24 protein-coding genes are annotated in these 23,256 nt (G+C 70.6%); 9 read left to right on the top strand and 15 right to left on the bottom strand.

Annotation, left to right across the window (positions count from 1 at the left end; all coding sequences use genetic code 11):
* Window positions 1-57 precede the first annotated feature (57 nt).
* Window positions 58-1,014: a COX15/CtaA family protein gene (locus RS82_RS09695; RefSeq protein WP_045298819.1), complete on the bottom strand. Its 957-nt coding sequence runs from the start codon at window positions 1,012-1,014 to the stop codon at window positions 58-60.
* Window positions 1,015-1,277: 263 nt separating this feature from the next.
* Here RS82_RS09695 and sufB point away from each other — a divergent pair, with 263 nt between their 5' ends.
* From sufB to RS82_RS09655, 8 genes are all read left to right on the top strand, one after another.
* Entirely contained in the window at window positions 1,278-2,696 is a 1,419-nt protein-coding gene (sufB, locus tag RS82_RS09690; protein ID WP_045299169.1) for a Fe-S cluster assembly protein SufB, read from the top strand.
* On the top strand, window positions 2,697-3,884 hold the full coding sequence (gene sufD, locus RS82_RS09685; RefSeq protein ID WP_045298816.1) for a Fe-S cluster assembly protein SufD: 1,188 nt from the start codon (window positions 2,697-2,699) through the stop codon (window positions 3,882-3,884). It begins immediately after the preceding gene.
* A complete protein-coding gene (locus RS82_RS09680; RefSeq protein WP_045298814.1) occupies window positions 3,881-4,210 on the top strand; it encodes a non-heme iron oxygenase ferredoxin subunit in 330 nt (109 codons plus the stop codon). Before sufD ends, RS82_RS09680 begins: the two co-directional genes overlap by 4 nt.
* Before the next feature lie 15 nt (window positions 4,211-4,225).
* A complete protein-coding gene (gene sufC, locus RS82_RS09675) occupies window positions 4,226-5,020 on the top strand; it encodes a Fe-S cluster assembly ATPase SufC (RefSeq protein WP_045298813.1) in 795 nt (264 codons plus the stop codon).
* A gap of 10 nt (window positions 5,021-5,030) precedes the next feature.
* Complete coding sequence (locus RS82_RS09670) at window positions 5,031-5,360, top strand: metal-sulfur cluster assembly factor (protein ID WP_045298811.1); 330 nt, start codon at window positions 5,031-5,033, stop codon at window positions 5,358-5,360.
* Window positions 5,361-5,445: 85 nt separating this feature from the next.
* Complete coding sequence (locus RS82_RS09665; protein WP_211255902.1) at window positions 5,446-7,017, top strand: serine hydrolase; 1,572 nt, start codon at window positions 5,446-5,448, stop codon at window positions 7,015-7,017.
* Between the two features lie 43 nt (window positions 7,018-7,060).
* Window positions 7,061-8,221, top strand: a complete 1,161-nt coding sequence (locus tag RS82_RS09660) for a MalY/PatB family protein (protein WP_045298807.1) — start codon at window positions 7,061-7,063, stop codon at window positions 8,219-8,221.
* Window positions 8,215-9,591: an MFS transporter gene (locus RS82_RS09655; protein ID WP_045298805.1), complete on the top strand. Its 1,377-nt coding sequence runs from the start codon at window positions 8,215-8,217 to the stop codon at window positions 9,589-9,591. Before RS82_RS09660 ends, RS82_RS09655 begins: the two co-directional genes overlap by 7 nt.
* Window positions 9,592-9,606: 15 nt before the next feature.
* On the opposite strand, the gene RS82_RS09650 is transcribed toward RS82_RS09655, so the two are convergent.
* The 10 genes from RS82_RS09650 to RS82_RS09605 form a co-directional block, all read right to left on the bottom strand.
* A complete protein-coding gene (locus tag RS82_RS09650; RefSeq protein ID WP_045298803.1) occupies window positions 9,607-10,515 on the bottom strand; it encodes a siderophore-interacting protein in 909 nt (302 codons plus the stop codon).
* Between the two features lie 2 nt (window positions 10,516-10,517).
* A complete protein-coding gene (locus RS82_RS09645; protein ID WP_045298801.1) occupies window positions 10,518-11,381 on the bottom strand; it encodes an ABC transporter ATP-binding protein in 864 nt (287 codons plus the stop codon).
* Window positions 11,378-12,427, bottom strand: a complete 1,050-nt coding sequence (locus RS82_RS09640; RefSeq protein WP_045298799.1) for a FecCD family ABC transporter permease — start codon at window positions 12,425-12,427, stop codon at window positions 11,378-11,380. Before RS82_RS09640 ends, RS82_RS09645 begins: the two co-directional genes overlap by 4 nt.
* Window positions 12,424-13,407, bottom strand: coding sequence for a FecCD family ABC transporter permease (locus tag RS82_RS09635; protein WP_211255909.1), 984 nt, complete (start codon window positions 13,405-13,407; stop codon window positions 12,424-12,426). Before RS82_RS09635 ends, RS82_RS09640 begins: the two co-directional genes overlap by 4 nt.
* Window positions 13,408-13,492: 85 nt before the next feature.
* On the bottom strand, window positions 13,493-14,527 hold the full coding sequence (locus RS82_RS09630; RefSeq protein ID WP_045298795.1) for an iron-siderophore ABC transporter substrate-binding protein: 1,035 nt from the start codon (window positions 14,525-14,527) through the stop codon (window positions 13,493-13,495).
* Window positions 14,528-14,707: 180 nt separating this feature from the next.
* Window positions 14,708-15,355 (bottom strand): biotin transporter BioY, encoded by a 648-nt coding sequence (locus RS82_RS09625; protein WP_045298793.1) that lies wholly within the window; start codon window positions 15,353-15,355, stop codon window positions 14,708-14,710.
* A 5-nt stretch (window positions 15,356-15,360) separates the two neighbouring features.
* Window positions 15,361-16,713, bottom strand: coding sequence for an acyltransferase family protein (locus RS82_RS09620; RefSeq protein WP_084695556.1), 1,353 nt, complete (start codon window positions 16,711-16,713; stop codon window positions 15,361-15,363).
* Window positions 16,714-16,810: 97 nt separating this feature from the next.
* Complete coding sequence (locus tag RS82_RS09615) at window positions 16,811-17,482, bottom strand: response regulator (RefSeq protein ID WP_045298791.1); 672 nt, start codon at window positions 17,480-17,482, stop codon at window positions 16,811-16,813.
* Complete coding sequence (locus tag RS82_RS09610; RefSeq protein WP_045298789.1) at window positions 17,479-18,729, bottom strand: sensor histidine kinase; 1,251 nt, start codon at window positions 18,727-18,729, stop codon at window positions 17,479-17,481. The genes RS82_RS09615 and RS82_RS09610 overlap by 4 nt, the downstream gene beginning before the upstream one ends.
* A 26-nt stretch (window positions 18,730-18,755) precedes the next feature.
* The gene (locus tag RS82_RS09605; protein WP_045298787.1) at window positions 18,756-19,364 is read right to left on the bottom strand and encodes a DedA family protein; all 609 of its coding nucleotides are present in this window, start codon (window positions 19,362-19,364) and stop codon (window positions 18,756-18,758) included.
* A 165-nt stretch (window positions 19,365-19,529) separates the two neighbouring features.
* Here RS82_RS09605 and abc-f point away from each other — a divergent pair, with 165 nt between their 5' ends.
* Window positions 19,530-21,128, top strand: a complete 1,599-nt coding sequence (abc-f, locus tag RS82_RS09600; RefSeq protein WP_045298785.1) for a ribosomal protection-like ABC-F family protein — start codon at window positions 19,530-19,532, stop codon at window positions 21,126-21,128.
* Window positions 21,129-21,146: 18 nt separating this feature from the next.
* On the opposite strand, the gene RS82_RS09595 is transcribed toward abc-f, so the two are convergent.
* The 4 genes from RS82_RS09595 to RS82_RS09580 all read right to left on the bottom strand — a co-directional run bounded on the left by RS82_RS09595 (window position 21,147) and on the right by RS82_RS09580 (window position 23,176).
* On the bottom strand, window positions 21,147-22,019 hold the full coding sequence (locus tag RS82_RS09595; protein ID WP_045299164.1) for an SURF1 family cytochrome oxidase biogenesis protein: 873 nt from the start codon (window positions 22,017-22,019) through the stop codon (window positions 21,147-21,149).
* A 17-nt stretch (window positions 22,020-22,036) separates the two neighbouring features.
* The gene (locus RS82_RS09590) at window positions 22,037-22,267 is read right to left on the bottom strand and encodes a hypothetical protein (protein WP_045298783.1); all 231 of its coding nucleotides are present in this window, start codon (window positions 22,265-22,267) and stop codon (window positions 22,037-22,039) included.
* On the bottom strand, window positions 22,264-22,653 hold the full coding sequence (locus RS82_RS09585; protein ID WP_045298781.1) for a DUF3099 domain-containing protein: 390 nt from the start codon (window positions 22,651-22,653) through the stop codon (window positions 22,264-22,266). Before RS82_RS09585 ends, RS82_RS09590 begins: the two co-directional genes overlap by 4 nt.
* A 67-nt stretch (window positions 22,654-22,720) precedes the next feature.
* Window positions 22,721-23,176, bottom strand: a complete 456-nt coding sequence (locus tag RS82_RS09580; RefSeq protein WP_052676770.1) for a DUF4190 domain-containing protein — start codon at window positions 23,174-23,176, stop codon at window positions 22,721-22,723.
* Window positions 23,177-23,256 lie beyond the last annotated feature (80 nt).

The following is a 23,256-nucleotide window of genomic DNA, read 5'->3' as shown; positions in this document are numbered from 1 at the left end:
TCGCGGCATCCCACCCTCGCAAAGGAGTCCGTGCGACGCCAATCGGGTTGCTATGGATCAGCTGTGGACGGCCTGGGTCGCGGGTGCCTTCAGATGCAGGACGACGGTCGTCATGGCGGCGGCGGCGAGGGCGGCGAGGACCATGTGGACGCCGACCGCGAGCTCGGGCAGTCCGTTGCGGGCCTGGTACAGCCCGACCGCGATCTGGACGAGTTCGACGCCGAGGAGGACGACGGTCCAGCGCAGCAGCGCCGGAGCGGCCCCGCGCGCCCGCCAGCCGGCGACCACGAGCGCGACAGTCAGGGCGAACAGCGCGTAGCCGGGCCACGCGTGGATGTGCTCGAGCAGTTCGGCGTTGAAGCCGTTGCGGCCCGCATCAGCATCGCCGGAGTGCGGTCCGGCGCCGGTGGTCAGCACGCCGAACGCGATGGTGAGCGCCATCGCGAGCGTCGTGACATGCGCCAGCACCGCGTGCCAGCGCGGGACGACGAGCGTGCGCGGTCCGGCGGGCTGCGACATCCGCACCAGGAAGGCCGCGGTGACGCAGACCAGCGCGAGCGACGAGACGTAGTGGAAGCCGACGATGAAGGGGTTCAGGCCTGTCAGCACGGTGATGCCGCCGACGATCGCCTGTGCGGCGACGCCGCCGAGGACGACGACGGCGAGCACATAGAGGTCGCGGCGCTCGTGGCGCAGCTTCAGGACCAGCACGAGCACGATGGCGGCGATGATGCCGACCAAGCCGGTCATCGTGCGGTTGCCGAACTCGATCAGGCCGTGGATGCCCATCTCCTGAGTGGGCACAAGGGATTCGGGCGTGCAGGTCGGCCACGTGGGGCAGCCGAGGCCCGAACCGGTGAGGCGCACGGCGCCGCCCGTGCCGATGATCGTCACCTCGGCGATGAAGGACAGCCACGCGAACACGCGGATCCGCTTGTCGACGCGGTCGGGGAGCCACTGCCAGAAGCGCTGCCAGATTCCCGGGGCGGTGGTCGTGGACTGTGGCGCGGACATGCGGGGGGTCGCCTCCTGGGGAAAAGGCTCCCACGCGCTGCGCGTGACGTCACGTGGCGCGTCCGCGGCGGGGTGGAGCCTGTAGAATCGAGGGGTCGGTTGCGCACGCACTTCACAGCGCCGCGTACCACTGACAGTCTAGGCGCGATGGTCGGCGCCGCTTGAGAGGGCCCGAGAAGCGGCATCCCCCCTCCGGTATCTCCACCGGAGAACACGGATGCCGGGACGGATGACACCGCCAGGGCCCGGAGGAGAACATGACGATGTCTGATGTGCTGATCGATCGCCCGGAGCTGGATGGCCTGGGCGTCTACGAGTTCGGGTGGCACGATGCCGACGCTGCGGGCGCCGTGGCGAAGCGGGGCATCGATGAGTCGGTCGTGCGCGGCATCTCGGCGCTCAAGAGCGAGCCCGAATGGATGCTCAAGACCCGGCTGAAGGGCTATCAGCTCTTCGGTCGCAAGCCGATGCCGACCTGGGGTGCGGACCTCAGCGAGATCGACTTCGACAACATCAAGTACTTCGTGCGCTCCACCGAGAAGCAGGCGCAGTCGTGGGAGGATCTCCCCGAGGACATCCGCAACACGTACGAGAAGCTCGGCATCCCCGAGGCGGAGCGCCAGCGCCTCGTCGCGGGCGTCGCCGCCCAGTACGAGTCCGAGGTCGTCTACCACCAGATCCGTGAGGACCTGGAGGCGCAGGGCGTCATCTTCATGGACACCGACACCGCGCTGCGCGAGCACCCCGAGTTCTTCGAGGAGTACTTCGGCACGGTGATCCCCGCCGGCGACAACAAGTTCGCGGCGCTGAACACGGCGGTTTGGTCGGGCGGCTCGTTCGTCTACGTGCCCCCGGGGGTCCACGTCGAGATCCCGCTGCAGGCCTACTTCCGCATCAACACCGAGAACATGGGCCAGTTCGAGCGGACGCTCATCATCGCCGACGAGGGCTCTTACGTGCACTACATCGAGGGCTGCACGGCGCCGATCTACAAGAGCGACTCGCTGCACTCGGCGGTCGTCGAGATCATCGTGAAGAAGAACGCGCGCGTTCGCTACACGACGATCCAGAACTGGTCGAACAACGTCTACAACCTCGTCACCAAGCGCGCCGTGGCGCACGAGGGCGCGACGATGGAGTGGATCGACGGCAACATCGGCTCGAAGGTCACGATGAAGTACCCGTCGATCTTCCTGATGGGCGAGCACGCGAAGGGCGAGACCCTCTCGGTCGCCTTCGCCGGCCCTGGCCAGCACCAGGACGCCGGCGCGAAGATGATCCACATGGCGCCGTACACGCAGTCGTCGATCGTCTCGAAGTCGATCGCCCGCGGCGGCGGCCGCGCCGGCTACCGAGGCGAGGTCCGCGTCGACGCGAACGCCCACCACTCGGCCAACACCGTGCGCTGCGATGCGCTGCTGGTCGACACGATCTCGCGCTCCGACACGTACCCCGCGATCGACATCCGCGTCGACGACGTGCAGCTCGGCCACGAGGCCACGGTCTCGAAGGTCAGCGAGGAGCAGCTCTTCTACCTGATGAGCCGCGGCATGCCCGAAGACGAGGCCATGGCCATGATCGTGCGCGGCTTCATCGAGCCGATCGCGCGCGAGCTGCCCATGGAGTACGCGCTCGAACTCAACAAGCTCATCGAGATGGGCATGGAAGGATCCGTCGGCTAGATGAGCCCCACCACCGAGGCCCCCACCGTTCCCGGCGCGAAGGGCCACACCGATGGCGCCGGTGCCTTCGTACCCGTGCAGACCCGCTCCGAGCGACCCTGGTCGTTCGACCCGACCGCCTTCGAGGCGCCGACGGGCCGCGAGGTCAACTGGAAGCACACTCCCATCGCGAAGCTCCAGGCGCTGCTGTCCGACGAGACCGGGCGCCATGGCGTCATCGAGGTCGACGTGGACGCGCCCGACAGCCTGGTTCAGGAGCGCCTCCGCGTGGGCAGCGCGCCCCGCGGCGAGGTGTTCCGTCCCGAGGATCTCCCCAGCGCGATCGCGTGGAAGCAGGAGACCGAAGCCCCGCTGCTGCGCATCCCTGCCGGCGCCGAGTACGCCGAGCCGATCGTCGTCTCCCTGAACGGCACCGGCGGCGTGGCCCACGCCCACGTCGTGGTCGAGGCGCAGGCGAACTCGCACGCCACCGTCGTCCTGCGCCACACCGGCACCGCGCACCACGCGCAGAACGTCGAGATCATCGTGCGCGACGGCGCCCACCTCGAGCTGGTGACGGTCCAGCGCTGGGACGACGACGCCGTGCACCTGGCGTCGCACCAGGCCCGCGTCGAGCGCGACGCGACCCTGCGTCACGTCGTCGTCAGCTTCGGCGGGGACGTCGTGCGGGTCAACCCGAGCGTCGAGCTCGCGGGCACCGGCTCGCGCGCCGAGCTCTACGGACTCAGCTACTCCGACTCGGGGCAGCACCTCGAGAGCCAGGTGTACCTGCACCACAAGGGCGCCGAGACCTCCGGCGACGTGCTGTACAAGAGCGCCCTGCAGGGCGCTGCGGCGCGCACGGTCTGGATCGGCGACGTCCTCATCGGACCGGACGCCGTCGGCACCGACTCGTACGAGGCCAACCGCAACCTCGTCCTCACCGAGGGCGCGCGCGCCGAGTCCATCCCGAACCTGGAGATCGAGACGGGCGACATCCGCGGCGCCGGGCACGCGAGCGCCACCGGGCGCTTCGACGACGAGCAGCTGTTCTATCTGCAGGCCCGCGGGATCACCGAAGACGAAGCCCGACGGCTGGTCGTGCTCGGCTTCCTCGCCGAGATCGTGCAGAAGATCGGTGTCGAAGACCTCGAAGCGGAGCTGTTCGCCGCCATCGAGGAAGAACTCGCCAAGGAGGCCGGCCTGTGACCGCTCAGCGTGTGTGCGCCCTCAGCGACCTCGTCCAGGACGAGGCGACCCGCGTCGAGGTCGACGGTGTCGCGATCGCCGTCGTGCTCGACTCCAACGGCGAGGTGCATGCGATCGGCGACGTCTGCACCCACGGCGACATCTCTCTGTCGGAGGGCTTCGTCGACGGCGAATCGCTGGAGTGCTGGGCCCACGGCTCGGCCTTCTCGCTGCGCACCGGCAAGCCCCTCAATCTCCCCGCGTACGAGCCGGTCCCGGTCTTCGCGGTCACCGTCGACGGCGATGACGTGCTCATCGACGCGACCGTCAAGCTCGAAGTGAACTGAAGAAGGTACTGAAGAATGTCTGTTCTCGAGATCCGCGACCTCCACGTGACGGTCGAGACGGATGCCGGCACCACGTCGATCCTCAACGGTCTGACACTCACGATCCGCAAGGGTGAGACCCACGCGATCATGGGCCCCAACGGCTCCGGCAAGTCGACGCTCGCCTACACGATCGCCGGACACCCCAAGTACAACGTCACGAGCGGCTCCATCTCGCTCGACGGCGAGGACGTCCTCGCGATGTCGGTCGACGAGCGTGCGCGCGCGGGCCTGTTCCTCGCGATGCAGTACCCGGTGGAGATCCCCGGCGTCACCGTCACCAACTTCCTGCGCACCGCGAAGACCGCGATCGACGGCGAGGCGCCGTCGATCCGCACGTGGACGAAGGACGTCAAGGCGTCGATGAAGAACCTGCGCATGGACCCGAAGTTCGCTTCGCGCAACGTCAACGAGGGCTTCTCCGGCGGCGAGAAGAAGCGCCACGAGATCCTCCAGCTCGAGCTCCTCAAGCCCCAGATCGCGATCCTCGACGAGACCGACTCGGGCCTGGACGTCGACGCGCTCAAGATCGTCTCTGAGGGTGTCAACCGCGCCAAGGCGGAGTCCGGCCTCGGTGTGCTGCTCATCACGCACTACACCCGCATCCTGCGCTACATCGCCCCCGACTTCGTGCACGTCATGGTGAACGGGCGCATCGTCGAGGAGGGCGGCCCGGAGCTCGCCGACCGCCTCGAGGACGAGGGCTACGACCGCTTCCTGCCTGCGGGCGAAGCAGAGCCGGCCGAAGCCCCCGTGGTCAGCGAAGCGTAGGATCGACCTTATGACGGCGACCCTCACCCCTGAGAAGTACGACGAGGTGACCGAGGCTCTCAAGGACGTCATGGACCCCGAGCTCGGGATCAACGTCGTCGACCTCGGCCTCATCTACGATCTCGCGTGGGACGACGAGAACGATGCGCTGGTCATCCACATGACTCTCACGTCTGCCGGGTGCCCTCTCACCGACGTGCTCGAGGAGCAGACGGCCCAGGCGCTCGACGACATCGTCGAGCGGTTCCGCATCAACTGGGTGTGGATGCCGCCGTGGGGGCCTGAACGCATCACCGACGACGGGCGCGACATGATGCGCGCGCTCGGCTTCGCGATCTGACACCTCCCCGACGCCCGGCGGTCGTTGACGCGGCCCCATGAGGGTGTGCCACACTCGGCGCATGTCGGGGAACAGCAGGCGTGTCTTGTCCGCGGTCGGTGCAGCCGCTCTGATCCTGGCGGGGACCACGGGGTGCACCTTCGCCGGTGCCGCGTCGGAGGCCTCGCCGAGCTCCACCCCGACCGTCAACCCCGACCCGGGGGCTGACGCGCTGGCGACGGTCACGCGTGAGCGGGTCGACGCGGCGATCGACGACCTCGCATCCTCGGTCGAGACGGCGATGGATGCCTCGGGCACCCCGGGACTGTCCATCGGCGTGGTGTACGAGGGCGAGGTGCTGTTCGCAGAGGGCTTCGGCGTGCGCGACATCGACAGCGAAGACCCCGTCGACGCCGACACGGTGTTCGCGCTCGCGTCTGTCTCCAAATCCATCGGCGCGAGCGTCGTCGCCCGCGCCATCGACGAGGGCTACGTCTCGTGGGACACCCCGGTGGCCGACCACCTGGACGGCTTCGCCCTGTCGAACCCGTACGTCGGTTCGCACGTGACGATCGCCGACATGTACGCGCACCGGTCCGGGCTCTACAAGCACGCGGGCGACGAGCTCGAGGAGATCGGCTACGACCGTGCGACGATCCTCGAGAGGCTGAGCCTGATCCCGCTCGCACCGTGGCGCGCGACCTATGCGTACGGCAACTTCGACATCACCGCGGCGGGCGAGGCGGTCGCGAGCGCCGCCGGGGAGGACTGGGCCGACCTGTCGGAGCGACTGCTCTACGAGCCGCTCGGCATGACGTCGACGAGTTCGCGCTACGCCGACCTCGAATCGCGTGACAACCGCGCGCTCGGTCACATCCAGCTGGACGGCGAGTGGGTCGTCACGCCGGACCAGCGCCGGCCCGACGAGCAGTCGCCGGCGGGCGGCGTCAGCTCGAGCGTCACCGACCTCACGACCTGGCTCTCGATGCTGCTGGCGAGCGGCGAACATGACGGGGAGCCCTTCATCGACGCGTCCTCGCTCATTCCCGCGATGTCGCCGCAGATCGTCGGATCGGCGCCGTCTTCGTTCGGATCGCGGGCCGGATACTACGGCTACGGGTTCAACGTCGGCACGACGCCCGGAGGCCTGGTCGACGTCAACCACTCCGGGGCGTTCCTCCTGGGTGCCGGAACGGTGTTCAAGCTGCTGCCGGGCGCGGGTCTCGGCATCGTCGTGCTGTCGAACGCCTCCGCCAACGGCGTGGCGGAGGGCATCGCGGCCCGCTTCCTCGACATCGCGCAGTACGGCTCCGAGCGCCGCGACTGGCTGCCGCTGTTCATGCAGGTCTTCGCGGGGGAGTCGGAGCCGTTCGGCTCGCTCGTCGGCGAGACGGCGCCGACGGATCCGGATCCCGCGCAGGCCTTCGAGGCCTACACGGGGGAGTACGCCAACGACTACTTCGGTCCCGCCACCGTCGAGCTGGTGGGCGACGAGCTCGAACTGTCGCTCGGACCCACCGGTCGGTGGGCGCTCGAGCACTGGTCGGGTGACGAGTTCGTCTTCCGCCCGTTCAGCGAGAACGCCCCGCCGGGGTCGATCTCGAAGGCGACGTTCGACGGGGACACCCTCGTTCTGGAGTACTTCGACCAGCACGACCTCGGCACCTTCACACGGTGACTCACTCGGGGGCGCCACGCCGCCGGATCGGTAGGGTCGAGGGGTGAGCGTCACCCCCCTTCGAGCCCTGCCCATCGACGAGCTGCGTCAGCGCACGAGCACGAAGTGGCGCAAGTACGGAGAGGACGTGCTGCCGTTCTTCGTCGCCGAGACGGACTACGCCCTGGCGCCGGCGATCACCGAGGTGCTGACGCGGGCCGTGCGCCTCGGCGACACGGGCTACACCCCACCGGAGCCCGGCGTGCGCGAGGCGTTCGTGGGCTTCGCCGAGCGTCGCTGGGGCTGGAAGGTCGACCCGTCCCACGTCTTCTGGACCGGGGACGTGATGATGGGCGTCGTCGAGATCCTCCGACGCGTGATCGAGCCGGGCGACCGCGTGGTCGTGATGCCCCCGGTGTACCCGCCGTTCTACGACACCGTGGAGGAAGCGGGCGGGGTCGTCGATCGCGTGCCGCTCATCGAAACGGCCGACGGGTGGGAGATCGACCTTCTGGGCGTGGAGGCCGCTCTGGCCGGCGGCGCGCGGGCGGTGCTGCTGTGCAACCCGCACAACCCCACGGGCACCGTGCATTCGCGACAGACGCTGGCCGCGCTGGCCGACATCGCGGAGGGGTTCGGAGCGACCGTCATCAGCGACGAGATCCACGGGCCCCTGGCCTACGCGCAGAGGCCGTTCACGCCGTTCCTCTCGGCATCCGACTCCGCAGGGCGTGTCGGCTACGCCGTGACCAGCGCGAGCAAGACATTCAACCTCGCCGGCCTCAAGTGCGCAGTGATGGTGGCCGGCGGCGACACCCAGGCGAAGGAACTGCGTGCCCTGCCCTGGGAGGTCGAGTGGCGCACCGGGCTGTTCGGGGCGCTGTCCAACGTCGCCGCCTACTCGGCCGACAGCGACGAGTGGCTGGCGAGCCTGCTCGCGGCCCTCGACGCGAACCGGATGCTGCTGGCCGACCTCTTGGCCGAGCACCTGCCGCAGGCGCGCTACCTTCCCCCGGATGCCGGCTTCCTGGCGTGGGTCGACCTCTCCGCGTACGGGTGGGGTGAGAACCCGGCTGTCAAGGTTCTGCGCGATGCGAAGGTGGCGCTGCACCACGGTCCGCTGTTCGGCACCGAGGGCAAGGGCTACGTGCGCATCAACTTCGGCTGCGACCCCGACCTGCTCCGCGAGGCGGTGGAGCGCGTCGGCGCGCTGGCGCGATCGTGACCGCCGGGCCGGAGTCCGCGCCCATCGGGATCTGGCAGGGTCGATTCCTCTGGGTGACCGTCGGCGCCGTCGCGCTCATCTTCCTGGCGGCGATGCAGTCTCTCGCCGTCACCACGGTGATGCCCGTGGTGAGCGCCGACCTCGATGGCGAGCGCCTGTACGCCGTCGCGTTCGCGGGGACGCTCGCGACGAGCGTCATCGGGATGGTCGCCGTGGGCGCGTGGTGCGACCGCGGCGGCGTGCTCGCGCCGCTCAGCACTGCCGTCGCCCTGTTCGTCGTCGGCCTGCTCATCGCCGGATTCGCCCTCACGATGCCGGCGCTGGTCGCCGGCCGCCTCGTGCAGGGCCTCGGCACGGGCGGGCAGACCGTGGCGCTCTACGTGGTCGTCGCCCGCGTGTACCCGGGCGCGATGCACGGCCGGGTCTTCGCCGCGTTCTCAGCGGCGTGGGTCGTGCCGTCGCTCATCGGCCCTTTCCTCGCCGGGGCGGTGACGGAGTTCCTGCACTGGCGGTGGGTGTTCCTCGGCGTCGCGGCGCTCACCGTCGTGGCGTTCGCGATGGTGGTCGCCCGCCTGCACGGACTTCCGCTCGACACCGATGAGCCTTCGAAGGCACGCATCGCACCGCGCCTCGCGTGCGCGGTCGCCGTGGCCGTGGGCGCTCTCGGGCTCAGCCTGGCGGGCGAGCTCGGCGCGTGGGCATGGGCGGCGGTGGCAGCATCCGTGGTCGTCATCGGCCTGGCATCGCGGCCGCTGCTGCCGCGCGGCACGCTCGTCGCCGCGAGAGGACTGCCGAGCGTGGTGCTGATGCGCGGGCTCATCGCGGGTGCGCTGTTCGGCGCGGAGATCTACGTGCCGTACCTGCTGATCGACGGCTACGGGTTCTCGCCGACATGGGCGGGGCTCGGGCTCACGGCAGCCGCGCTGGCGTGGGCGGTCGCCGCCGACGTGCAGGGCCGCTTCGGCGACCGCCTCGGCAACGCGCGCATCACGCTCACCGGCACCGCGCTGCTGGTGACGGCGCTGCTCGTCGCGGCGGCGACCGCGCTGCTCGGACTGCATCCCGCGGTGCTCATCGCGGGGTGGGGTCTCGCGGGAGGCGGTATGGGTCTCATGTACCCGCGTCTGACCGTCCTCACGCTCGCGTACTCGACGCCGCAGAACCAGGGTTTCAACTCGTCGGCGCTGTCGATCTCGGACGCCGTCGGCTCGGCGTCCTCGATCGCGGTCATGGGCCTCGTCTTCACCGCGCTCGTGGGGACGGATGCCGGCTTCCCTGCGGTGTTCGCCATCGCTGTCCTGCTCGCGCTCGGCGCGCTGATCCCGGGCCTCCGGCTCGGGCACGCGCACGAGGCGCCGCGTCGGGCCTGAGGCGGCGGGAACGCGTCAGTTCTCGGCGCGGCCGAGGCGCCAGTAGCCCATGAACGCGACGGCGCGACGGTCGACCCCGCGCTCGGCCACGAGGTGGCGGCGCAGGGCCTTGATCGCGCCCGCCTCGCCGGCGAGCCACGCGTACAGGCGCGCGCTCTTCAGCGCCGCTCCCCCCTTGGCGGTGCGCGGCACCTCCCACAGGATGTCGGTGTCGATGTCGATCTCCTCGACGTCGGCGCCGGCGCCGGCGGGCGCGAGGCGGGCCGCGGCATCCGTCACCGACTTCACGAGGTGAGCGTGCCGCTCGCCGTCCGCGCGCGCGGCGATCCGGTACTCGAATCCGGGATGCTGCGGGAAGTACGCTGCGTCGTCGGCGTGCGGCAGCTCGACCGCGACCACTCCGCTGGCGTCTCGGGGGAGCTGCTCGAGGATCGCGGCGATCGCGGGTGCCGCCGTCTCGTCGCCGGCGAGCAGGATCGAGTCGACGCGGGCCGGCGGCACGAAGTCGATGCCGAAGCTCACGCCGCTGTGGGCGGCGGTCGGTGCGAAGATGAGTACCTCGTCGCCGACCGCGGCGCGGTCGATCCAGTCCGAAGCCGGCCCGATCACGTCGTGCGAGACCATGTCGACGTCCACCTCGCTGAGGTGGTTGCGGACGTAGCGGGTGGTGTACGTGCGGAACGGCAGGCGCTGCTCCTCGGGCAGTTCGCGCCACTGCGTGTACCAGTCGTCGCCGAGGGGCATCGCGTCGAGGCCGAGCGTGCGCGTGGGGAAGACGATCTTCACTCGCTGGTCGAGCCCCGGGTCACCGTAGTCGGCGAGGTCGTCGCCGCCGAAGGTGAAGCGGCGGAAGCTGGGCGTCACGTCTGCGATAGCGGTCACACGGGCGCGGAAGAAGCGGTAGGGCACGTCGGCGTCGGTCATCTTCAGGCTCCTGTCGGCAGGGGAGTGAGCGCCGCGGCGAGCGGGGCTGCGGGGTCGGAGACGGGGGCCGACACGTGGTGACGGCCCCGGGGCAGGACGATGGGCGAGCCCGATACGGGGTCGGTCACGACGAGCGCATCGAGGTCGAAGACCTCTCGGATGAGCTCACTGGTCATGACGTCGCCGGGATCGCCGCTCGCGACGACGCGGCCGGACCGCAGCGCGAAGAGGTGGTCGGCGTAGCGCGCGGCCAGGTTCATGTCGTGCAGCACCATCACGATCGTGGTGCCGCGGTCGCGGTTGAGATCGGTGAGGAGGTCGAGCACCTCGACCTGATGTGCGACGTCGAGGAAGGTGGTGGGCTCGTCGAGGAGCAGGATGTCGGTCTCCTGCGCGAGGGCCATCGCGATCCATGCGCGCTGGCGCTGTCCGCCCGACAGTTCGTCGACGGAACGGTCGGCGAGCTCCTCTATCCCCGTGGCGGCCAGTGCCTGCCCGACCACTTCGTAATCGTGAGAGCTCCAGCGCGCCAGCAGCTTCTGGTGCGGGTGCCGTCCCCGGCCGACGAGGTCGGCGACAGCGATGCCTTCCGGGGCGATCGGGCTTTGCGGGAGGAGACCGAGCGTGCGCGCGATCTCTTTCGTCGCGCGGCCGTGCAGCGCCTTGCCGTCGAGGATCACCTGGCCGTCGCGCGGTGCGATGAGGCGCGCGAGCGCACGCAGAAGCGTGGACTTGCCGCATCCGTTCGCTCCGACGATCGCGGTGATGCGACCGGGCGGGATCACGAGATCGAGACCCTCGACGATCGTGCGGTCGCCGTACGACAGCGTCAGGCCCTCCGCCGACAGGCTGTGGGATTCGGTCATAGCGAGCCTCCGGAGCGGTTCGTCCTGATGAGGAGGTAGATGAGGAAGGGAGCGCCGAGCACGCCGGTGACGACCCCGACCGGGTAGCGGCTGTCGAAAGCGAACTGTCCCAAGAGGTCCGACAGCTGCACCAGGAGCGCGCCGACGAGCGCCGACGGCAGCAGCAGCGAGCCACCGGGGCCGACGACGCGTGCCGCGATGGGGCCGGCCATGAACGCGACGAATGCGATCGGGCCGGTGGCGGCGGTCGCGAACGCCAGCAGCGCGACGGCCGCGACGATCACGACCACCCTGGTGCTCTGGAGACGGATGCCGAGGCTCGCGGCCGCGTCGTCGCCGAGGCGCATGACATTCAGGTCCCGGCCCTTCGACAGCAGGGCCGGGGCGAGCACGACACTCGCGATGGCGAGCGGGAGCACGGCCGACCACGTCGCGCCGTTGAGGCTGCCGGTGAGCCACCGCATCGCCGCCTGCAGGTCGTAGGCGGGGGCCTTGGAGAGCACGTAGGTGACCGCAGCATCGAGCATGGCGGCGACGCCGATGCCGATGAGGATCAGTCGCGTGCCGGCGAAGCCGCCCTTGTTCGAGAGCAGGTAGATCGCGAGGGCGGTCGCGAGGCCGCCCGCGACGGCGAGGACCGACACGGCGGACTCGCTGAGCGACAGGATGACGATGCCGAACACCGCCGCCGCGCTCGCGCCGGCGGTGATGCCGATGATGTCGGGCGACGCGAGCGGGTTGCGCAGCATCGTCTGGAACGTCACGCCTGCGATGCCGAACGCGAATCCCGCGAGGATCGCGAGAACCGCGCGCGGCAGACGGAGCTCCCCGACCGTGAACGAGGCGCCGGGCACGGTCTGGCCGAGGATGACGCGGACGATCTCGTCGAGGCCGTAGAACGTCTGCCCGATCATGAGGGATGCGACGAAGACCAGCACCACGCCGACGGCGAGGGAGGCGGTCACGACGACGCGTCGGCGGCCGCGGCGCCGCCGTCCGGTGACGACGGCCTGCGCAGTGGGACGGAGAAGGGTGTCGGTGCTCACAGTTCGCGCACCTTCTGCCTGCGGACGATCCAGATGAAGAACGGGGCGCCGATGAGCGCCGTGAGGATGCCGACCTCGATCTCGTCCGGGCGTGCGATGACGCGGCCCACGATGTCCGCGGCGACGAGCAGAACAGCACCGGCGACCGCCGAGAACGGGAGCAGCCAACGGTGGTCGGTGCCGACGAGCAGGCGGCAGAGGTGCGGGATGATCAGGCCGACGAACGCGATCGGGCCGGCGATCGCGGTGGCCGCACCGCACAGGATGACGGCGCCCGCCGACGCGATGAGCCGGGTGCGCAGGACGTGCTCGCCGAGGCCGGTCGCGACGTCGTCGCCGAGCGCGAGCGAGTTCATGCCGCGTGCGCAGACGAGCGTGATCACCGCACCGGCCGTCAGGATCGGGAGGATCGTCGCGATGCGATCCCAGGTCGCGCCGCCCACCCCGCCGATCTGCCAGAACCGGAAGGTCTCGAGCAGGTCGACGCGGGGGAGGAGCACGGCGCTCACCAGCGACATGAAGGCGGCCGAAGTCGCAGCGCCCGCCAGCGCGAGCTTAAGCGGCGTCGCTCCGCCCCGGCCGAGGGAGCCGACCGTGTAGACGAACACGGCGGCGCCGCCCGCGCCGACGATCGAGGCCGCGATGAAGGCATAGGGGTCCGACATGCCGAAGAATGCGATGCCGACGACAACCGCGAGTGCGGCACCGCCCGAGATCCCGAGGATGCCGGGGTCTGCGAGGGGATTGCGGGTCACCGCCTGCATCGCTGCGCCCGACATCGCCAGCGCGGCGCCGACGAGGATCGCGAGCACGGTGCGGGGAACCCGGGCCACCACGGCGGCCTGCGCGACCCCGCCGGTGTCGCCGCCCAGGCCGGCGAGGATGTCGTTCAGCGCGACGTCGCGGACGCCGAAGGCCACGCTCGCGACGGACAGCGTTGCGAGCACCGCGAACGACACCGCGAGCCACATCAGTCGCATCGCCGCCGGGCGCCGCAGGGTTGCGGCGTCCGGCAGCGGTGTACGCGTCTCGGTGACAGTCACCCGATCGAGCTCCTGGCCTCTGTCAGTCGGCCGTGAGGGCGTCGCTCAGCAGCGCGAAGTACTGGTCGACGCCCCAGCCGATCGACAGCGGCGACGGGTTGGCCGAGGCAGCCAGCGGCGTCGACTCCTCGAGGATCGCGATGCGGCCCTCCGCGATGGCCGGGATCTGCGACAGGAGCGGGTCGGCCTGCAGCTGGGCGATGATCGAGCCGCTCGCGTCGCCGTAGGTCACGAACACGTCGACGTCGGCGAAGCGGTCGGCCTCCTCGGCGCTGACCGAGGTGTAGAACTCGACGCCGTCCGACTCCTCCTCGACGACGGCCGGCACCGGGAGGCCGAGGCCCTCGAGGAAGCCGGGGCGCGTGTCGAGGCTGGTGTAGAAGCCGATCTGGCTGAAGTCCGACGGGTCGATGTAGGAGAAGAGCACGCGCGCGTCGGCGAGGTCGGGGTGGTTCGCGAGCGCCGCGTCGACCTCGCCGTGCAGCTCATCGATGAGGGCGTCGCCCTCCTCGGCGAGCCCGAGGGCCTGCGAGTTGAGACGGATCATGTCCTCGTACGACGTACCCCACGCGACCTCGGGGTACGCGACGACGGGCGCGATCTTCGACAGGGTGTCGTACTCCTCCTGCGTGAGTCCGGAGTATGCGGCGAGGATGACGTCGGGCTGCGTGTCTGCGACTGCCTCGAAGTCGATGCCGTCGGTCTCGTCGAACAGCACAGGGGTCTCCGCACCGAGTTCGTCGAGCTTCTCCTCGACCCACGGCAGCACGCCGTCGCCGTCGTCGTCGCCCCAGGTGACCTCCGCCATGCCGACGGGCACCACGCCCAGCGCGATCGGAACCTCCTGGTTCGACCAGGCGACGGTCGCGACGCGCTCGGGCTTGGACTCGATCACCGTCTCGCCGTAGGCGTGCTCGATCGTCACCGGGAAGCCGGCACCTGACGCTGCGTCGTCGGTGTCGTCGGTGCCGTCGGCGGCAGCGGTCGCGCATCCGGCGAGGGCGATCGCGGCGACGGCGAGCATCGCGGTGGCGGCGGCAGGGCGGTTGAGGCGCACGGAATCCTCCGGGAGTTGTTAGGTAAGGATGCCCTTAGCAGGGCGCGGTAAGGCCAACCTTACCCAGCCGTTTCCCAGATTGCCAATCGGTCGCGTCACCGCTGCGCGAACGTGAAAGCCCCCGGCTGTGCGGCCGGGGGCTTTCTCGATGGACGGATGTCTCGGATGGAGGCATCCGCCTCAGTTCTTGCTCTGGTCCGCCTTGCGCACGAGCGCCCACGCACCGGGGATGATCGCGGCGGCGAGTGCCGCCTTGATGAGGCCGCCCAGGATGAACGGCAGGAGGCCGACGGCGAGGAGCTCGCCGAACGAGTAGTCCAGGCCCATCACGACGTTGAGGATGAAGGCCATGTATGGGATGCCGAACAGGAACGGCACGACGCTGGCGGCGGCGAAGCCGAGGAACGCGAGTCCGGGGCGGCGGTCCCACGCCCGCTCGGCGAACCAGCCGGCGACGAACGCCGAGAAGATGAAGCCGATCACGAACCCGAAGCTGGGCTTGCCGACCGCGGCGACGGTGCCCGTGAAGCCGGCGAAGACCGGGAGCCCCGCGAGGCCGACGAGCATGTAGGTCGTGAGGGCCGCGGCACCGCGCCACGCGCCGAGTGCGGCGCCGACGACGATGACACCCAGCGTCTGACCCGTGATCGGCACGGGCCACAGCGGGATCTCTACCTGGGCGAGGAGGGCGACGATGGTCGCGCCGGCGATGACGAGTCCGGCATCGAGGGCGAACGCGCGAGCGCGCGAGGACGGGCGGGCGATGACGTCGGCGAGGACGCGACGCGTGCCGGCGGAGGCGGTCGGAGCGGCGGCGATGGATGACATGGCTCTCAGCCTAGGGGGAGGTGGGGGCAGGTTCTTGGACGGGATCCACGAATGATCGACGGATCCGCTGTCCGGCTCCTACGAGCCCACGGCTGCGGCGCGCGTGCCAGCCGGAGCGCGGCGACGAGGAGTGCGGCAGCGGCGGCAGCGGTGAGGACGTTCGTGCCGCTCACCAGGAGGAGGGCGACGGCTGCCGTGCCGGCCCCGGTCGCGAGGCCCAGCCGCCAGGCCGAGCGCGTGCTGCGCGGCGACGCGACCGCCTCGATGCGGGCGAGCGGCCATGCGACGACAGCCGTCGCTGCGAGCGCGAGCGCCAACCACGCCGGCCGCGAGAGCCACCACCACGGGCCGTCGATCCCGGGAAGCGGCAGTGCGGTGATCATCGCGCCGACGGCCGTCAGTCCGGCCAGGCACAGCAGGACCGGCATATGCCACAGGTAGACGGTCATCGCGCGTGGTGTGACGGCCTCGATGAGTCGCGCGGGCGCCGGGCGCTCCGCCAGGCCCTCCAGCCGACCGCGGAGGAGGGAGAACAGCGCCGTGTGCGCGATGCCCACGAACAGCAGCGCCGTCGTCGGCGGGTTGATGTTGGCCACGAGGTCCGGTGAGTGCACCCCCGCGACGAACGAGATCGCGAGTGCGGCGGTCGCCGCTGCGGCCACCATGACCCGCAAGCGCCGCGAGAGTGCGTCGATCCGTCCGTCGGCCAGGAAGAATCCCAGCTGCTGCAGCGCGAGCCACACGAACGCGAGGTTGAGGAAGCCGTACGCGTCGACGCCGGTGCTGAGACGGACCAGGTCGACGACCCCGGCCGCCGCCGCGAGGATCGTGATGGTCCGCACCGGGGCGCTCTCGTGCAGACGGAGGAGCGCCGGCAGCAGCGCCTGGCAGACGAGGAAGACGCCGAGGAACCACAGCGGCTGCGCGAAGCGGAATCCCGCAAGTGCGACGAGCTCCGCCGGTACACCCGCGGCGGTGAGCAGGGCGAGCAGTGCACCGACAGTGGCGATCGTCACCAGTGCGGGCAGCAGCAGGCGGTGGATCCGCCCGCCGACGAAATCGATGCCGTCCCGGCCGCGCCGCCGCGCACGGCGAAGGGCGGTCGCGCCCGAGAACCCGCCCATCACGAAGAACAGCGGCATCACCTGCAGCAGCCAGCTGAGCGGGACGATCCACCAGGTGCCGTCGCTCGCGTTGACGAAAGAGGGGCCGGCGTCGGTCACGGCGACACCGACCATCATGGCGTGGAGCACGACCACCCCCGCGATGCACAGGGTGCGGACGAGGTCTATGGCGCGGTCTCTGACCGGTGCGTCGATGCGGGGCGAAGCCGCGGCGGCGATGCGGACGATGGTCATGAGGCCCTCCTCGGGGTGCGTCCCGGGAAGGCTAAGGAGGCCGTGTGTGCGGTCGCATCGCTCTACGGTGCCGTCGTGGCATCACCCCGTGGAGGGATCAGGGGGCGGGCTCGACCAGCCCTGCGTCGTAGGCGAAGATCACCGCCTGGACGCGGTCGCGGACGCCGAGCTTCGACAGCACTTTGCCGACATGCGTCTTCACGGTCTGCTCCGAGATGAACAGCTCTGCGGCGATCTCGGTGTTCGAGCGCCCGCGGCCGATGAGCGTGAGCACCTCGCGCTCGCGCTCGGTGAGCTCTCTGAGGGCCGCGGTCGCGCGCCCGGCACGGGGCCGGCGAGCGGCGAAGTGCTCGATCATGCGTCGTGTCACGCTCGGTGCGAGCAGCGCATCGCCCGCGGCGACGACACGCACGGCGTGCACGAGATCCTCCGGGAGGGCGTCCTTCAAGAGGAACCCGCTCGCACCCGCCTCGAGGGCGTCGTACACGTAGTCGTCGATGTCGAACGTGGTCAGCATCAGGATCCGCGGGACATGGGCGGCGGGGTAGTCCGGACCGAGGACGCGTCGCGTCGCGGCGATGCCGTCGAGTTCGGGCATCCGCACGTCCATGAGCACCACATCGGGGTCGAGGCGCGCCGACAGCGTCACCGCCTCCTTCCCGTCCGCTGCCTGGCCGACGACGCGGATGTCGTCCTGCGCATCGAGGAGGGCGGCGAATCCCGCCCGCACCATGGCCTGGTCGTCTGCGATGAGAACACTGATGGTCACGCTGCGCCTCCGGGCGTCGGGTCGGGCGGGAGCGGGGCGAGGGGGAGTGAGGCGCGCACGATCCATCCGCCGTCGGCGTGGGCGCCCGCGCTGACCGTGCCGCCGACGAGCGCCGCGCGCTCGCGCATGCCGAGGAGACCGTGTCCGAGCGACGTGGACGCATCAGGACTCGGCGCCCCGCTCGACGCAGCGTTGCGGACACGCAGGCGCAGGGTGGCGGCATCCGTCTCCACGGCCAGCTCGATCGGAGCCTGCGGAGCGTGCCGGACCGCGTTGCTCAGCGCCTCCTGCACGATGCGGAAGGCGGCGATGTCGACCGCGCTCGGCACCGCCTCGGGCACCGGGGCGAGCGCGGCGTCGATCTCGGCCCCGGCGCGTCGCAGTGCCTGCACGAGATCCGGGATGTCGCGCAGCCCCTGCTGCGGTGCGAGGTCGGCCTGCTGATCCTCGGTGCGGAGCACTCCGAGGAGCCGGCGCATCTCGGTGAGCCCTTCGCGCGCCGTCCGGGCGATCTCGTCGAACTCCTGTCCCGCTTCGTCAGGCAGCCCGGGCACGCGGTACCGGGCCGTCGACGCCTGCACCTGGATGAGCGACATGCCGTGCGCGACGACGTCGTGCAGCTCGCGGGCGATGCGCGCGCGCTCCTCGACGAGGACGCGTCTCGACTGCTCGAGGGCGGTCAGCTCGCGCTCGCGGGTGAGCTCGGCGCCCACGCGAAGACGACTGGCCGCGAGCACCGCGACGAGCAGGGCGGCGCCCGACACCGACGTGACGATGACGAGATTCACGATCCCCGCGACCACGGGCACCGTTGCGGCCAGCGCGATGACGACCGCGAGCGTGCCGCCGATGCCGAGGAGCCAGGCGAGAAGCGCGACCCGCCAGCCGTGCAGGACCGCGAGGACGCCGACGAAGAGGATGAAGGCGAGCATGGCCGGCACGGACCACGGCCACGGCCAGGTCGTCGCGGGCTCGCCGACGGGCAGGGGCAGGGCGACGGCCGCCACGGTGCACATCGCGATCGACCAGCGCGGGAACCGCACGGCGACGAGCGGGGACGCGCACAGCATCGCCCCGAACAGGAAGGCGAGGGGCGCCGGCTGGAGGTACAGCGCGATGTGCACGGGCACGAGCACGGAGAAGAGCGCGACGGTCGCCAGAGCGAGGGCGCCGAAGGCGATCGCCGGATTGCTCAACCTGCGACGCGTCCGGGACCCGGACGTCACAGGGGAGGAGGTGTCGCGCACGATGTCATCCTGTCAGTCGTCGAGGTTCACGCGGATGCCGCGACCCGGCGTGCCCGTACCGCGAGCAGGCGGTCCACGAGCAGTCCGATGCCCACGGCGAGCACGATGCCGAGGGCCGCGCCCACGAGCGGCTGATCCTTCAGCCAGGCGCCGGCGAGCAGTCCGATCGCGATGCTGTAGGCGGCCCAGCACAGCCCCGCCGCGACGCTGAGCATCGCGAACCGCCGCCATGGGTAGGCGAGCGCGCCGGCCGAGAGGTTGACGGCCACGCGCCCCACCGGGATGAAACGCGCCCCGAGAATGAGCCCGGCGCCCCGTCGGTCGAGCGCGGCGCCCGCCCATCCGAGGGCTCCGGCGACGCGCGGCCGTCGCATCCACGCGAACCGCGAGGTGCCCGCGCGCCGCCCGATGGCGAACGCGATGTTGTCACCGGCCGCGGCCCCCGCGGCGGCGACGAGGCCGAGGGCGAGAAGATCGGGACGGTCGCCGGATGCTGCGACCGCCGCCGACGCGACCAGCACCGTCTCGCTCGGCACCGGCGGGAAGAACCCGTCCATCAACGCGACGGCGAACATCGCCGGGTACAGCCACGGGGAGGCGACGGCCTGCAGCACGAGGTCGGAGATGACATCCACCCGGGAACGGTATGGCCGCGGTGCCGCACAGGGCATCCCTCCGGGGTATCGACCGGATCCCTCTGCGGAGGCATTCGGGCGATCGCCGATGAGAGCGGCCCCGTATACTGGGAGGCTGGCCGGTCGGCCACCTCCCCATCTCCATCGACGGATCGGACTTCCGCTGTGCTCGCCGTGCACGACCTCGAGATCCGCGTGGGCGCCCGCGTGCTCATGTCGGACGTCTCCTTCCGCGTCTCGGACGGCGACAAGATCGGTCTCGTCGGCCGCAACGGCGCCGGCAAGACGACGCTGACCAAGGTGCTGGCGGGCGATCTCATCCCCGCGGACGGCAAGGTCGAGCGCTCCGGCGAACTCGGCTACCTGCCGCAGGACCCCCGCTCGGGCGACCCCGAGATGCTGGCCCGCACGCGCATCCTCGACGCGCGCGGCCTCGGCTCGCTCGCGATCGGCATGCACGAGGCATCCCTCGCGATGGGTGACGACGACGAGGCGATCGCTGCAAGGGCGATGCGCAAGTACGCGAACCTCACCGAGCGCTTCGAGGCGCTCGGCGGCTACGCGGCCGAGGCCGAGGCGGCGTCCATCGCCCACAACCTCTCGCTGCCCGACCGCATCCTCGACCAGCCGCTCAAGACCCTGTCGGGCGGTCAGCGCCGCCGGATCGAGCTCGCGCGCATCCTGTTCTCGGACGCGCAGACGATGATCCTCGACGAGCCGACCAACCACCTCGACGCCGACAGCGTCGTGTGGCTGCGTGAATTCCTCAAGGGCTACAAGGGCGGGCTCATCGTCATCTCGCACGACGTCGAGCTCGTCGGAGAGACGGTCAACCGCGTCTTCTATCTCGACGCGAACCGCCAGGTCATCGACGTCTACAACATGAACTGGAAGAACTACCTGCGCCAGCGGGTGGCCGACGAGGAGCGCCGCAAGAAGGAGCGCGCCAACGTCGAGAAGAAGGCCACCGTCCTGCAGCAGCAGGCAGCCCGGTTCGGAGCCAAGGCGTCCAAGGCGGCCGCCGCCCACCAGATGGTGGCGCGCGCCGAGAAGATGCTCGCCGGCCTCGACGAAGTGCGCCAGGAGGAGCGCGTCGCGAAGCTGCGGTTCCCGAAGCCCGCGCCGTGCGGCAAGACGCCGCTCATGGCCTCGGGCCTGTCCAAGTCCTACGGCTCGCTCGAGATCTTCACGGATGTGGACCTCGCGATCGACCGCGGCTCGAAGGTCGTCATCCTCGGCCTCAACGGTGCCGGAAAGACGACGCTGCTGCGCATCCTCGCCGGCGTCGACCAGCCCGACACCGGGCAGCTCGAGCCCGGCCATGGGCTGAAGATCGGCTACTACGCCCAGGAGCACGAGAATCTCGACGTGTCGCGCTCGGTGCTCGAGAACATGATGTCGGCCGCGCCCGACATCACAGCCACCGAGGCGCGCAAGGTGCTGGGGTCGTTCCTCTTCACAGGCGATGACGTGCTGAAACCCGCCGGCGTGCTCTCCGGCGGCGAGAAGACCCGCCTGTCCCTCGCGACCCTCGTGGTGTCGTCGGCGAACATGCTGCTGCTCGACGAGCCCACGAACAACCTCGACCCCGCCTCGCGTGAGGAGATCCTCGGGGCGCTCGCCCACTACGAGGGCGCGGTGGTGCTCGTGTCGCACGACGAGGGGGCCGTCGAGGCGCTCAACCCCGAGCGCGTGCTCATCCTCCCCGACGGCGTCGAAGACATCTGGGGCCGCGACTACGCGGACCTCGTGTCTCTCGCGTAAGCCGGCGCCGGCTCGAGGTCAGCGGCCGGCGGCGTCCAGCAGGGCGTCCTCGTCCTCGGCGTCACGGTCGCGGCGACGGCGCGGTGCCGGCGGCGCGGGTGCCGAGGCATCCGTTCCGCCTGCCTCCGACGGGGCGTCCTCCGCATCCTCGCGACGATGACGGCGCTCGGTGCGGATGACGTAGCCGATGAAGACGAAGCCCATCACCGCGAACAGGATCCATTGGATCGCGTACGAGAGGTGGGGACCGGGGTCGTCGGACGGGGGCTCGAGGGCGCTCGGCGCCGTCGCAGGGGCCGGGTCCTCCGACACCATGACACCGTAGGCGCTCTGCTCGAGGGCCTCGCCCGCGGGGGGTGAGATCGTGTCGGCGACGAGGCCCAGGTTGATCGTCGGGACCTGGCCCTCGGGCGCCGAGCGGCCCGACGACGGCAGGGGCTCGCCCGGGCGCAGGCGCACGATCACGGTCGCCTCGCCGGTCGGGGGAGCGGGGACGGCGTCGGGGACGGGCTGGTCCTGACCCGGCGGCACCCAGCCACGATCGACCAGCAGCACGCGGCCGTCGTCGAGTCGGAAGGGCACGAGCACCTCGAAGGCCGAGGTTCCGCCGTGCGGGCGGTTGCGCACCAGGAGCTGCTCGTCGGTGAGGTACGTCCCGGTCAGGGTCACCGGGTGCCATTCGTCACCGGGGGAGAAGTCTCCGTCGGCGGGGAGGAGCTCGGCCAGCGGCACCGGGACGGCGTCGTAGTTCTCGGCGACGAGCGCCAGCTGACCGGAGCGCTCCTGGTTGCGCGTGAACTGCCAGTTCGACAGGAAGGCGCACGCGATCGCGAACACGACGGCGAGGGCGATGTAGATCGCCCAGCGGCCCGCGCGGGGGAGGCTCTGCATGCTCACGGAGCGGGGGCTCACCGGGCGGCCTCCGTCGGGGCGAGCGGGGCGACCGCCACGGGGAAGTCTCGTGCGGCGAGGAACTCGCGGAGGTACCCCACGTGCTCGTCGCACGCCACCCAGGTCTTGCGGTGGCCCTCGGTGTGGATGCGGGGATTGCGCCAATCGATGCGCCAGCGCGCGGTCGCGCGGCACCCTGCGCGCGAGCAGACCGCGTCGGCGACCTGGTCGGGTCCGGCGTCGCTCATGCGGGCGGGTCCGCCTCGTCGGCGGGCTTCTCGTCCGTGCGCTCGCCGTCCGCCGGGATCGCCCGGGTCTCCTCGATGCGGATCACCGGGGTTCCGGTCGCAGCGGTCGTGGGGGTGGCGGGAAGCGCAGGCTCGGGATCCTCGCGGCGGTTGCGCCGTGCCTCCTGGCCGACGTTCGCGGAGACGACCGCGATGTAGGGCAGGAAGATCGCCGCGGCGCCGAAGAGCCACGTGTACCAGCCGTACGGCGTGATGACCACCATGAGGATGAAGCACGCGACGCGGATCGCCATCGTGATCAGGTAGCGCGTCGAGCGCGCGTCGACGTCGTCGCGCGGGGAACGCGGCAGTGATGTCGCCGACGGGGCGTGGCTCGAACTCTTCACGGTACTTCCAGGGTACGCCGGTTGCACCGCGTCATCGCCCCGGGAACGGGTCCCGGGGCGAGCGGATTCAGGAGTATGTGCCGTACTGGCCGTACATCCCCGCGAGGAAGGAGAAGAACAGGATCGCCGCGATGGTCCCGAGGATCGCGAGTCCCAGTCCGACCCAGCCGACGATGGTGCCGGCCAGCGCCATGCCGCGCCCCTGCTCGCCGCTCGTCTTGAGCTGGTTGAGCGACATGTGGCCGGTGATCACGCCCACGACCGAGCCGATGAACGGGAGGATGACGAAAGCCGAGATCGACGCGATGAGCGACACGATCGCCAGCGTGTTCGTCTTCGCGGGCGCGCCGTAGCCGTACCCGGGGGCGGCGCCGTACGCCGGCGCGGAGCCATAGGCCGGCGCGCCGTAGGTGGGCGCGCTGCCCGCGGGCGAGCCGTATGCCGGCGGGGGATAGGCGCCGCCCTGAGCCGGCGGCGGGTAAGCGCCCGCGAAGACGAACACGCTGGCGATCGTGTCGCTCATCGCGTCGATCTCGGCTTTCGTCATCCTCCCGTTCATCGGCTCGGTCGTGGGCGTGATCACCGGCCACATGTCGCTCAACC

Source organism: Microbacterium trichothecenolyticum (assembly GCF_000956465.1).
In the GTDB taxonomy this organism is placed as follows: Bacteria; Actinomycetota; Actinomycetes; order Actinomycetales; family Microbacteriaceae; genus Microbacterium; species Microbacterium trichothecenolyticum.
This window is presented reverse-complemented; position numbering and strand designations above follow the sequence as displayed.

Coding starts and splice junctions, on each gene's coding strand:
- sufD (WP_045298816.1), top strand. CDS start 2,697: ATGAGCCCCACCACCGAGGCCCCCACCGTTCCCGGCGCGAAGGGCCAC.
- RS82_RS09595 (WP_045299164.1), bottom strand. CDS start 22,019: ATGCAGAGCCTCCCCCGCGCGGGCCGCTGGGCGATCTACATCGCCCTC.
- RS82_RS09645 (WP_045298801.1), bottom strand. CDS start 11,381: ATGACCGAATCCCACAGCCTGTCGGCGGAGGGCCTGACGCTGTCGTAC.
- RS82_RS09695 (WP_045298819.1), bottom strand. CDS start 1,014: ATGTCCGCGCCACAGTCCACGACCACCGCCCCGGGAATCTGGCAGCGC.
- RS82_RS09635 (WP_211255909.1), bottom strand. CDS start 13,407: ATGCGACTGATGTGGCTCGCGGTGTCGTTCGCGGTGCTCGCAACGCTG.
- RS82_RS09650 (WP_045298803.1), bottom strand. CDS start 10,515: ATGACCGACGCCGACGTGCCCTACCGCTTCTTCCGCGCCCGTGTGACC.
- RS82_RS09580 (WP_052676770.1), bottom strand. CDS start 23,176: ATGAGCGACACGATCGCCAGCGTGTTCGTCTTCGCGGGCGCTTACCCG.
- RS82_RS09620 (WP_084695556.1), bottom strand. CDS start 16,713: ATGACCATCGTCCGCATCGCCGCCGCGGCTTCGCCCCGCATCGACGCA.
- sufC (WP_045298813.1), top strand. CDS start 4,226: ATGTCTGTTCTCGAGATCCGCGACCTCCACGTGACGGTCGAGACGGAT.
- sufB (WP_045299169.1), top strand. CDS start 1,278: ATGTCTGATGTGCTGATCGATCGCCCGGAGCTGGATGGCCTGGGCGTC.
- RS82_RS09670 (WP_045298811.1), top strand. CDS start 5,031: ATGACGGCGACCCTCACCCCTGAGAAGTACGACGAGGTGACCGAGGCT.
- RS82_RS09625 (WP_045298793.1), bottom strand. CDS start 15,355: ATGTCATCCATCGCCGCCGCTCCGACCGCCTCCGCCGGCACGCGTCGC.
- RS82_RS09590 (WP_045298783.1), bottom strand. CDS start 22,267: ATGAGCGACGCCGGACCCGACCAGGTCGCCGACGCGGTCTGCTCGCGC.